This is a genomic window from Pseudomonas sp. (assembly GCF_050739995.1).
Classification (GTDB): domain Bacteria; phylum Pseudomonadota; class Gammaproteobacteria; order Pseudomonadales; family Pseudomonadaceae; genus Aquipseudomonas.
Genome location: NZ_JBOICG010000775.1, coordinates 1 through 9,970, shown reverse-complemented (window position 1 = coordinate 9,970; position 9,970 = coordinate 1). Strand labels below are relative to the sequence as shown.

General features: G+C 62.3%; 12 protein-coding genes. 2 read left to right on the top strand and 10 right to left on the bottom strand.

The window, feature by feature from the left end; all coding sequences use genetic code 11:
* Positions 1-413: 413 nt before the first annotated feature.
* The 10 genes from ACRESD_RS26335 to ccmA form a co-directional block, all read right to left on the bottom strand.
* Positions 414-809: a hypothetical protein gene (locus ACRESD_RS26335; protein WP_431753584.1), complete on the bottom strand. Its 396-nt coding sequence runs from the start codon at positions 807-809 to the stop codon at positions 414-416.
* Positions 810-824: 15 nt separating this feature from the next.
* Positions 825-2,009: a c-type cytochrome biogenesis protein CcmI gene (gene ccmI / locus ACRESD_RS26330; protein ID WP_431753583.1), complete on the bottom strand. Its 1,185-nt coding sequence runs from the start codon at positions 2,007-2,009 to the stop codon at positions 825-827.
* A complete protein-coding gene (locus ACRESD_RS26325; protein WP_431753582.1) occupies positions 2,002-2,475 on the bottom strand; it encodes a cytochrome c-type biogenesis protein in 474 nt (157 codons plus the stop codon). Before ACRESD_RS26325 ends, ccmI begins: the two co-directional genes overlap by 8 nt.
* Complete coding sequence (locus ACRESD_RS26320) at positions 2,472-3,008, bottom strand: DsbE family thiol:disulfide interchange protein (protein WP_431753581.1); 537 nt, start codon at positions 3,006-3,008, stop codon at positions 2,472-2,474. Before ACRESD_RS26320 ends, ACRESD_RS26325 begins: the two co-directional genes overlap by 4 nt.
* Positions 3,005-4,993 carry a heme lyase CcmF/NrfE family subunit gene (locus ACRESD_RS26315; RefSeq protein WP_431753580.1) on the bottom strand — a complete coding sequence of 663 codons (1,989 nt, stop codon included), beginning with the start codon at positions 4,991-4,993 and terminating at the stop codon, positions 3,005-3,007. The genes ACRESD_RS26320 and ACRESD_RS26315 overlap by 4 nt, the downstream gene beginning before the upstream one ends.
* A gap of 3 nt (positions 4,994-4,996) precedes the next feature.
* Positions 4,997-5,464: a cytochrome c maturation protein CcmE gene (gene ccmE / locus ACRESD_RS26310; protein ID WP_431753579.1), complete on the bottom strand. Its 468-nt coding sequence runs from the start codon at positions 5,462-5,464 to the stop codon at positions 4,997-4,999.
* A complete protein-coding gene (gene ccmD, locus ACRESD_RS26305; protein ID WP_061435869.1) occupies positions 5,461-5,637 on the bottom strand; it encodes a heme exporter protein CcmD in 177 nt (58 codons plus the stop codon). Before ccmD ends, ccmE begins: the two co-directional genes overlap by 4 nt.
* Complete coding sequence (locus tag ACRESD_RS26300) at positions 5,634-6,389, bottom strand: heme ABC transporter permease (RefSeq protein WP_431753578.1); 756 nt, start codon at positions 6,387-6,389, stop codon at positions 5,634-5,636. Before ACRESD_RS26300 ends, ccmD begins: the two co-directional genes overlap by 4 nt.
* An 85-nt stretch (positions 6,390-6,474) precedes the next feature.
* On the bottom strand, positions 6,475-7,143 hold the full coding sequence (gene ccmB, locus ACRESD_RS26295) for a heme exporter protein CcmB (RefSeq protein WP_431753577.1): 669 nt from the start codon (positions 7,141-7,143) through the stop codon (positions 6,475-6,477).
* On the bottom strand, positions 7,140-7,775 hold the full coding sequence (gene ccmA / locus ACRESD_RS26290; RefSeq protein ID WP_431753576.1) for a cytochrome c biogenesis heme-transporting ATPase CcmA: 636 nt from the start codon (positions 7,773-7,775) through the stop codon (positions 7,140-7,142). Before ccmA ends, ccmB begins: the two co-directional genes overlap by 4 nt.
* A 200-nt stretch (positions 7,776-7,975) precedes the next feature.
* On the opposite strand from ccmA, the gene ACRESD_RS26285 reads away from it, so the two are divergent.
* Both ACRESD_RS26285 and ACRESD_RS26280 read left to right on the top strand, forming a co-directional pair.
* Positions 7,976-9,553, top strand: coding sequence for a flagellar hook-length control protein FliK (locus ACRESD_RS26285; RefSeq protein ID WP_431753575.1), 1,578 nt, complete (start codon positions 7,976-7,978; stop codon positions 9,551-9,553).
* Complete coding sequence (locus ACRESD_RS26280) at positions 9,550-9,879, top strand: EscU/YscU/HrcU family type III secretion system export apparatus switch protein (protein ID WP_431753574.1); 330 nt, start codon at positions 9,550-9,552, stop codon at positions 9,877-9,879. The genes ACRESD_RS26285 and ACRESD_RS26280 overlap by 4 nt, the downstream gene beginning before the upstream one ends.
* The last annotated feature ends 91 nt before the right edge of the window (positions 9,880-9,970 follow it).

The window sequence follows — 9,970 nt, the reverse complement described above, 5'->3', positions numbered from 1 at the left end:
TCAGACGCTGAATCCCTAACAGCCGATGAGGTCTCCTGTGGGAGCTGGCTTGCCTGCGATGGCGATATACCTGCAACCGATTCAGCGCCTGACACACCGCCATCGCGGGCAAGCCCGGCTCCCACAGTTGATCTTCATTGGATTGGAGCCCGTGTTTCACAGGCATGAAAGATGCTGGCGGTGGTGCAGATGACTGAGACTGCGCAGTTGCTGGTTGATCAGACGCTGAATCCCTAACAGCCGATGAGGTCTCCTGTGGGAGCTGGCTTGCCAGCGATGGCGATATACCTGCAATCGATTCGGCGCCTGACACACCGCCATCGCGGGCAAGCCCGGCTCCCACAGTTGATCCTCGTTGGATTGGAAAGCGTGTTTCACAGGCATGAAAAAGGCGACCCGAAGGTCGCCTTTTGTCATTGCGCGTATTGCTTGCTCAGCCCCGGCGGCACGCCGTGCACGTCGGTTTCTTCCCACGGCCCGTTCGGGCTGATCGAGCGGCTCCAGCCGTTGCTCCAGCGGTAGTAAGTGCGCTGGCGGTAGAAGGTGTCGGGCTGGTCGTCCAGCACATACACCTGCATCTTGCCATCCCAATGGCTGGCGGCACCCGGTGGTGGCGCGAAGGTCGGGGACTTGCTTGGTACCGGTTTCGGCGCTGGGGTCACTGGGCCGGAGGGTTTAGTGCTGGGCTGGGTCGACGGGCCAGAGGGTGGAATCGTCGGGCCAGTAGGCGCCGGAGGTGGGCGGTGGACCGCACAGGCGCTCAAGCCGAGAACGAGGCTGAGCAGGGTGATGCGTGCAAATGCGGTCATGGGCGTTTCCTCGAATTACTTGTCCGGACTGTCGATGGTCAGCTGCTGCAGCGCAGTCGTGCTGCTGGCCAAGGGTTGGCTGCGGCCGATCCACTCGCCAGTGGTCGGCTGACCGGCCCGGGATATGCGCGCAACCAGTTGGACTTCGGGAAAGTTGGACAGTTTCAACTGCGGCATCATTGCGTCGGCATCACCCAGTTCCACCGTGACGGGCAGTTCGGCGACGGTGACGCGCTTGGCTGCCAGCGGCGCCGGTGGGCCGCTTACGGCACGGGCGAAGATGAACACGCTATCGGTCGGCAGGGCTTTGGCCTTGACGTCGGGCGCCAGGTCCACGCGCACTTTCAGCGCTGCTTTTTGCGCGACGGTGCCCCCACTCTCTTTCAGCTTCTCGGCCGCACGGTCGATGCCGCCTTGCAGGGCTACGCGGGAGTTATCTTCCGCTGGCAGTTGGGCCAGCAGGCGATTCCAGTAGTCGATAGCTTCCTGGTAGCGCTGGCCTTCAAACGCTGCGATACCCAGCAGGCCGAGACTGGTGACTTCTTTCGGGTCCAGCTTGAGTGCTTCGTCGGTCAGCGCCTGCACCTTGGGCGACCACTGTTTGTTGTCGGCAAAGTACTGGGCCTGGGCCCACTGGCCGAGCAGTTCCGGCTGGCGACCGGCCAAGGCCACGGTGCGCTCGAAGACCTTGGCGGCATCGGCAGAACGGTCCTGGGCCATATAGGCACGCCCCAGGAAGTACAGGCCTTCCGGCGAATCCGGCTGAGCGGCGGCGGCGCGTTCCAGGCGGTGGGTCATGTCTTGCATGGATACCGGTGGCTGGGAGAATTCGCGGGTCAGTTCGACCTTGTCGCTAGCGCCAAAATGCAGGTACAAACCGAGCCCCAGTACGGGTACCAAAACAGCGGCAAGTAACGGCAGTGGTTTACCGAGGCGCAATTCGCTGGGTTTTTCCACGCCTTCGGTGTCGGCCAGCAATTCGCGGGCGGCTTCGGCGCGGCCGGTGTCGAGTTGGGCGGCATTGAGCACGCCTTCGTCCTGCTGCACTTGCAGCTCGGCCACGCGTTCTTGGTAGAGCGCCACGTTCAGCGCAGTGCGGTCCTCTTCACGCTGGGCGCGGCGGTCGCGCAGTACAGGGATCAACAGGAAACTCAGGGCAATCAGAAGCAGCAAGCCGGCTGCGAGCCAGAAATCAATCATCAGTCTTGGTGTCCAGCAATTGGTCGAGACGTTTGCGCTCTTCAGGGGACAGCGCGTCGGAGCCATCGGTTGGCGCGGCGCGGCGACGGCGGACAATCACGGCCATGACCACCACGCCAACGAGCAACAGCCCGGCAGGTCCGAACCAGAGCAGTGCGGTCTTGCCGGTAAGGGCCGGTTTGTAGCGCACGAAATCACCATAGCGGTCGACCATGAAGTCGATGATCTGCTGGTTGTCCTTGCCCTCTTCCAGCATGCGGAAGATTTCTTTGCGCAGGTCAGCAGCGATCGGAGCGTTGGAGTCGGCGATGTCCTGGTTCTGGCACTTGGGGCAGCGCAGTTCCTTGGTCAGGTCGCGGAAACGCTCGCGCTCGGCGTCGTTGGCGAATTCGTAGGTGTCGATGGCGGCGTGGGCGATGCCGGCCAAACCCAGCGCCAATACAGCGGCGGCCAACAAACGCTTCATGGCTTGGCCTCATCGACCAGGGCCTGGTACTTGGCCGCCAATTGCTCGCGCCACACCACTTCGTCGATCACGCCGACGTACTTGTCGCGGATCACGCCCTTGGCGTCGATGAAGAAGGTTTCCGGGGCACCGTACACGCCGAGATTCAGGCCGAGGTTGCCGTCTTCATCGCGGATATCAATCTGGTACGGGTTGTGAAACTCCGCCAACCATTTCAAGGCCGCGGCGTTGTCGTCCTTGTAGTTGATGCCGTAGATCACCACGCCTTTCTCGGCCAGTTTGTTCAGCACCGGGTGTTCGACGCGGCAAGAGATGCACCAGGTGGCCCACACATTGACCAGTGCCGGCTTGCCCAGCAGGTCGGCCTGGGTCAGGGTCTTGTCACCCTGCACCGTCGGCAGGCTGAAGGCCGGGAACTGTTTGCCGATCATCGCCGAGGGCAGTTCGGCGGGGTCCAGGTACAAGCCGCGATACAGGAACACCGCTACCACCAGAAATGCCGCCAGCGGCAACACCATCAACCAACGCTTCATGCCGCCGCTCCTTGCAGGCCGAGGGCTTCACGCACCCGGCTTTTTACCTTGACCCGATAACGCCGGTCCAGCGCGGCCAGCAAACCACCCAACCCGGTAAGCAGGCCGCCAAACCAGATCCAGCGCACGAACGGTTTCACATGCACCCGCACCGCCCAGGCGCCTTCGCCCAACGGTTCACCCAGTGCCACATAGAGGTCACGGGTGAAACCAGCGTCGATACCGGCTTCGGTCATCATCGAACTCTGCACGGTGTACAGGCGTTTTTCCGGGTGCAACACGGCCACTTCCTTGCCGTTGCGCACGACGCGCACGGTGCCTTTGTCTGAGGTGAAGTTAGGCCCTTCGAAGTGCTTGGCACCTTCGAAAATGAAGTGGTAACCGGCCAGGTCCATGGACTCGCCCGGTGCCAGGCGCAGGTCGCGCTCGGCACTGTTCTGGCTGGACAGCACCACGCCCAGGGCACACACGGCGATGCCGATGTGGGCGATCTGCATGCCCCAGTAGCTGCGGGTCAATGTCGGCAAACCTTTGATCAGGCCTTTGTGGCGGGTCTTGTCGAAAATATCGCGCACGCCGGCCAACAGCACCCAAGCGGCGAGCAAGAAGGTAGCGAGCACCGCCCAGTTGAAGTCGCCGTAGGCGACACCGGCGATGACCGCCAAGGCCACGCTGCCCAGCAGGACCGGCATCAACATGCCAGCCAGCCACTTAACCGGCGTGTCCTTCCAGCGCACCAGCACGCCGACCGCCATCACCACCATCAACAAGCCCATCAACGGGATGAACAACGCGTTGAAATAGGGTGGGCCAACGGACAGCTTGGCACCGCTCAGGGCATCCAGCACCAGTGGGTAGAGCGTACCGAGCAGGATCATCGACGCGGCCACCACCAGCACCAGGTTATTGCCCAGCAACAGGGTTTCCCGCGACCACAGGTTGAAACCGACCTGGCTCTTGACCACCGGCGCGCGCAGGGCGAACAGGGTGAGCGAGCCGCCGACCACAAACAGAAGGAAGATCAGGATGAACACGCCGCGCTCCGGGTCGGAGGCGAACGCATGAACCGAGGTCAGCACGCCCGAGCGCACAAGGAACGTGCCGAGCAGGCTGAGGGAAAACGCCGCGATGGCCAACAACACGGTCCAGCTCTTGAACACGCCACGCTTTTCGGTAACGGCCAGGGAGTGAATCAACGCCGTGCCCACCAACCAGGGCATGAAGGACGCGTTTTCCACCGGGTCCCAGAACCACCAGCCGCCCCAGCCGAGTTCGTAGTAGGCCCACCACGAGCCGAGGGTGATGCCGATACCCAGGAAGGCCCAGGCGACGATGGTCCACGGCCGTGACCAGCGCGCCCACGCCGCGTCGAGACGACCGCCGAGCAAGGCGGCGATGGCAAAAGCGAAGGCCACCGAGAAACCGACGTAGCCCATGTAGAGCATCGGCGGATGCACGATCAGGCCAATGTCTTGCAACAGCGGGTTGAGATCGTGACCGTCCACTGGAACCTGCGGCAGGATGCGGCTGAACGGGTTGGAGGTCATGATCAGGAACAGCAGGAAGCCGATGCTGATCATGCCCATCACCGCCAGTACTCGAGCCAGCATGACTTGCGGCAATTGCCGCGAGAATACCGACACGGCGAAGGTCCAGCCGCCGAGGATCAACGCCCACAGCAGCAAAGAACCCTCGTGGGCGCCCCATACGGCACTGAACTTGTAGTACCAGGGCAATGCGCTGTTGGAGTTGTTTGCAACATAGGCGACGGAAAAGTCGTCGGTCATGAAAGCGTAGGTCAGGCAGCCGAAGGCGAACAGCAGGAACGCAAACTGGCCCCAGGCGGCCGGCTGCGCCAGGCTCATCCACAGGCGATCGCCGCGCCAGGCGCCGAGCAACGGCACCACGGCCTGCACAACGGCAAAGCACAGGGCGAGGATCATCGCCAACTGGCCCAGTTCTGGAATAAACAGTGCGGACGTCATGGCTTAGCCCTCCTTGGCTGGAGCTGCAGTTGTATCAGGCGCGGATTGGCCGCTGTCTTTCAGGGCCTTGGTCACTTCCGGCGGCATGTATTTTTCATCGTGCTTGGCCAGTACTTCATCGGCCACCACGACACCATCGGCGTTGAGTTTGCCCAGGGCGACGATGCCCAGGCCTTCGCGGAACAGATCCGGGAGGATGCCACGGTAGGTAATGGTCACGGCCTTGTTGAAGTCGGTGACCACAAAGGTCACGTCGAGGGAGTCGGCAGAGCGTTTGAGCGAGCCTTTCTCTACCATGCCGCCAGCGCGGATGCGCGTGTCCAGCGGAGCTTCGCCGTTGGCGATTTGAGTCGGGGTATAGAACAGGTTGATGTTCTGCTGCAGGGCGCTCAAGGCCAGGGCCACGGCAATGCCGACGCCGGCCAGGATGGCAAGGATGATCAACAGACGCTTTCTACGCAGCGGATTCACTTTTCGGTCTCCCGGCGCAGACGACGCGCCTCTTGTTGCAGGTAACGTTTGCGGGCCAGGATCGGCGCGGCAACGTTGAGGGCCAGCACCGCCAGGCAAATGCCATAGGCCGTCCAGACATACAGGCCGTGATGGCCCATGGCGAGAAACTCGCTGAAAGAAGCAAAACTCATCCACGCACTCCCAGGCAGCTTTGCACTTCGGCCTTGACCCAACTGGCGCGGGCTTCACGCTTGAGCACTTCGAGGCGCATGCGCATCAGCAGCACGGCGCCGAAGAAGCAGTAGAAGCCCAGCACCATCAGCAGCAGCGGCGCCCACATTTCCACGGGCATCGCCGGTTTTTCGGTGAGGGTGAACGTGGCGCCCTGGTGCAGGGTGTTCCACCACTCCACCGAGTACTTGATGATGGGAATGTTGATCACGCCGACGATGGCCAGCACCGCGCAGGCCTTGGCGGCGCTGTCACGGTTGCTGATTGCATTGCCCAGGGCGATCAGGCCGAAGTACAGGAACAACAGGATCAACATGGACGTTAGTCGCGCATCCCACACCCACCACGAACCCCAGGTCGGCTTGCCCCAGATGGCGCCAGTGACCAGCGCCACGGCAGTCATCCACGCACCGATGGGCGCGGCGCATTGCAGGGCTACGTCGGCCAGTTTCATTTTCCACACCAGCCCGACAATGCCGCACACGGCCAGCATCACGTAGCAGGACTGGGCCAGCATGGCGGCGGGCACGTGGATATAAATGATGCGGAAGCTGTTGCCTTGCTGGTAGTCCGGTGGCGCGAAGGCCAGGCCCCAGACCAGGCCGATACCGATCAGCAATACCGCGAAGAGGCTCAACCACGGCAGCAGCTTGCCGCTGATGCCATAAAACCATTTGGGCGAGCCGAGCTTGTGAAACCAGGTCCAGTTCATTGCTGTTTCCATCACGGGCGCTTCTTGTCGTGGCAAGAAGCTTAGGGTCTTTACTGGCTGACGTATAACGCCCAGCCAGACCTCATTATTCGCCGACGCTGATCTTCAGGCCGGCCGCTATAGCAAAGGGTGTCAGGGTTACCGCCAGGGCGGTCAGGCTACCAAGCCACAAGAGGTAACCGGTCGCCGGCATGCCTATGAGCGCGGCCTGCAAAGCACCGCTGCCCAGGATCAACACCGGGATATACAAAGGCAGAATCAGCAGGGCCAACAACAGGCCGCCCCGCTTCAAGCCGACGGTCAACGCTGCGCCCACCGCCCCCAACAGGCTGAGCACCGGCGTACCGAGCAACAAGGACAAAAGCAATACCGGCAGGCACGCCACAGGCAGCCCCAGCATCATCGCCAGCAGCGGCGAGAGCAAGACTAGCGCCAAGCCGGAAAAAACCCAGTGTGCCAGCACCTTGGCCAGTACCAGAAGTGGCAGGGGGTGCGACGAAAGGACCCACTGTTCCAGGGAACCGTCTTCGAAATCACTGCGAAACAGCCCGTCCAGCGAGAGCAGGACGGACAACAGCGCGGCCACCCACACCAGTCCCGGAGACAAGGTTTGCAACAGTTTAGTCTCAGGGCCGACCGCCAGCGGGAACAGGGCGATCACGATGGCGAAGAATACCAGCGGGTTGGCCAGCTCAGCCGGGCGACGGCATAACAGCCGCGCTTCGCGGGCGACCAACAGGGCGAATACGCTCATGCCGACCACCGTCCCAAGTCCAGCTCGCGATAACCCGCGGGCATGCGCGCCAGGGTGTGGTGAGTCGTCAGCACGACCAGACCACCCTGCTCGCAATGCCGGGCCAGATGCTCTTCGAGCTGGGCGACACCTTGCTTGTCGAGGGCGGTGAAAGGTTCGTCGAGAATCCACAGCGGCGGGCCGGGCAGATACAAACGCGCCAGGGCCACGCGGCGCTGCTGGCCAGCGGACAAGGTGTGGCAGGGAACGTCTTCAAAACCCTTGAGGCCAACTGCCGCCAAAGCCTGCCAGATAGCGTCGCGGGAGGCTGGATGATGCAGAGCGCTGAGCCAACTGAGATTTTCTTCAGCGGTCAGCACATCCTTGATACCGGCGGCGTGGCCGATCCACACGAGGTTGCGCGCGAGTTCGTTGCGTTGTTCGTGGAGGGGCTTGCCGTTGAGACGAATCTCTCCTGCCGTCGGCTGCATCAACCCGGCCAGCAGACGCAGCAAACTGGTCTTGCCGCTGCCGTTGGGGCCGCTGATTTGCACCATGTCGCCACCCGTCAGCCGCAGTTCGAGGTGTTCGAACAGCAGGCGCAGGTCGCGTTCACAGGCAAGCGCTACGGCTTCAAGAAGAGGGCTGGTCAAGAGATCGCGGGCCTTTACGGTTCAAGTCGGCGGTGCAGCGGCCGTTATAGAGAGATGCACAATAACGGCTTTGGCGACCGAGTTTAGAGAGCTGGATCAATTAGTTGTGAGGTTTTTACCGCTCTCTCTACAGACGGGCGGCATTATACATGTGATGCCCTACTCTAAAGAGGGCAATTTCCCCAGAGACGACGCGCACGATGACCGGTGAGATCAACCTTCCTCCGCTGCCTCCTACCCCGGCGCCCGGGCCTGCCCCGCTGCCCCCGGCCGGTGAGTTGCTCAAACTGCTGGAGCCGCAGACAGGGCTGATCGACCCTGGAAAAACCGTGAACGCTGAAGTGCTCGCGCTTAAACAAGGTGGCGATACGTTTCAACTGCTGCTCAAGCTGACTCTGGATGGCGGTCGTCAGACGTTAGTCCAAGCCAACAGTGCCCAGCCTTTGCCGTTGGGGAGCAACGTGGCGGTGAGCCAGACGCCAACGGGCAACCTGACCATCACCCTGCAACAAGCCATGAGCGCCAACGTCGCCGCCCTCACCCGCATCGACACCACCCAAATGCCCGAGGGCACCCTGCTGCAAGCCAAGGTGCTGACCACCCAGATGCTGCCCCAGGGCGCCACGCAACCGGCGATCTACCGCTCGCTGGTGAGCGTGCTGAATAACGCCATGGCAGGCACGACCCTTACGGTGGAAAGCCCGCAGCCGCTGCGGGTCGGCAGCTTGCTCAGCGCGGTGGTGCAAAATGCACAAACCCTGAACTTCGTACCCTTGAGCGGGCTCAAGGATCAATTGGCGGTCGCACAGCAGCTCTCGACCCAGCAAAGCCGCCAAGGCTCACTGGATGTAGTCTTCACTGCACTGCAAAACCTGCCGGCTGACGACAACACCTCCGCCGACCTGCGCGCCGCTGCCGCCCGCTTGCTCGCCGCCCTGCCCGACCTGGCCCAGGTCAGCAACCCCAAGGTGCTGGCGCAACTGGTGCAGAACAGTGGCGCTTTTCTTGAAGCCAAGTTGCTGGCCGGGCAAAACCCGCAAATACCTCCGCTGGACATGAAGGGCGCGCTACTGCGCCTGGTCGCCGACTTGCTGCCGGCCCTGCCCACGCCCACCAACCTGAACGCCATCCTCGCCGCCAATACCCTGGCCCAGGTGCTGCCCAACTTCGTGCGTAACCCGCTGAACACCCTTGGCCAGATCGGCGCCCGGCAAGCACCCGCCGGCTTTCCGCTGCCGGATCGGCTGATGCAGCGCCTGGAAGGCGAAGGCGACCTGGAAAACCTGCTGCGCTTGGCCGCCGCCGCGGTTTCGCGGTTGCAGAGCCATCAGTTGTCGAGCCTGGAACAGACCGGCACCACCGCCGACGGCCGCGTACAAACCACCTGGCAGTTGGAAATCCCCATGCGCACCTTGCAGGACATCGTGCCGTTGCAGGTCAAGTTCCAACGTGAAGAGCCTGCGCCAGACAAAGACCAACCCGAACGCAAAGAGAAAAAAGACCCCAAGCAGATGCTCTGGCGCGTCGAACTGGCGTTCGACATGGAGCCGCTGGGGCCGTTGCAGGTTCAAGCGCAACTGAGCCAGGGCAAACTGTCCAGCCAGTTATGGGCGACGCGGCCATTCACCGCCAGCTTGATCGAAAGCCATTTGGGCAGCCTGCGCGAGCGCTTGGTGACCTCCGGCCTCAATGTGGGCGATCTGGATTGCCACGTCGGCCCCCCACCGCGCGGGCCACGAACCGGATTGGAACAACGCTGGGTGGATGAAACCGCATGAAAAACGCCAACCCACCCCGCCAGGCGATTGCCCTCAAGTACGACGGCCAGCAGGCACCGACACTCACGGCCAAGGGCGACGATGCCTTGGCCGAGGCCATCCTCAAGCTGGCGCGGGAAAATGAGGTGCCTATCTACGAGAATGCCGAGTTGGTGAAGCTGCTGGCGCGCATGGAACTGGGGGACAGTATCCCGGAGGAGCTGTATCGCACAGTGGCGGAGATCATCGCCTTCGCCTGGACGCTCAAAGGTAAATTCCCGGTGGGGTATGACCCAAATGCGGAGCCGATGGAGCGGGACGTGACCGAACGTGGTGATGATTACTGAGTAGTCACACGCATACAGGGATCAAATGTGGGAGGGGGCTTGCTCCCGATGACAGTGTGTCAGTCAACTAAGATGTCGACTGATCCACCGC

Coding starts and splice junctions, on each gene's coding strand:
- ACRESD_RS26280 (WP_431753574.1), top strand. CDS start 9,550: ATGAAAAACGCCAACCCACCCCGCCAGGCGATTGCCCTCAAGTACGAC.
- ACRESD_RS26285 (WP_431753575.1), top strand. CDS start 7,976: ATGACCGGTGAGATCAACCTTCCTCCGCTGCCTCCTACCCCGGCGCCC.
- ccmI (WP_431753583.1), bottom strand. CDS start 2,009: ATGATTGATTTCTGGCTCGCAGCCGGCTTGCTGCTTCTGATTGCCCTG.
- ACRESD_RS26315 (WP_431753580.1), bottom strand. CDS start 4,993: ATGACGTCCGCACTGTTTATTCCAGAACTGGGCCAGTTGGCGATGATC.
- ACRESD_RS26325 (WP_431753582.1), bottom strand. CDS start 2,475: ATGAAGCGTTTGTTGGCCGCCGCTGTATTGGCGCTGGGTTTGGCCGGC.
- ccmD (WP_061435869.1), bottom strand. CDS start 5,637: ATGAGTTTTGCTTCTTTCAGCGAGTTTCTCGCCATGGGCCATCACGGC.
- ACRESD_RS26335 (WP_431753584.1), bottom strand. CDS start 809: ATGACCGCATTTGCACGCATCACCCTGCTCAGCCTCGTTCTCGGCTTG.
- ccmB (WP_431753577.1), bottom strand. CDS start 7,143: ATGAGCGTATTCGCCCTGTTGGTCGCCCGCGAAGCGCGGCTGTTATGC.
- ACRESD_RS26300 (WP_431753578.1), bottom strand. CDS start 6,389: ATGAACTGGACCTGGTTTCACAAGCTCGGCTCGCCCAAATGGTTTTAT.
- ACRESD_RS26320 (WP_431753581.1), bottom strand. CDS start 3,008: ATGAAGCGTTGGTTGATGGTGTTGCCGCTGGCGGCATTTCTGGTGGTA.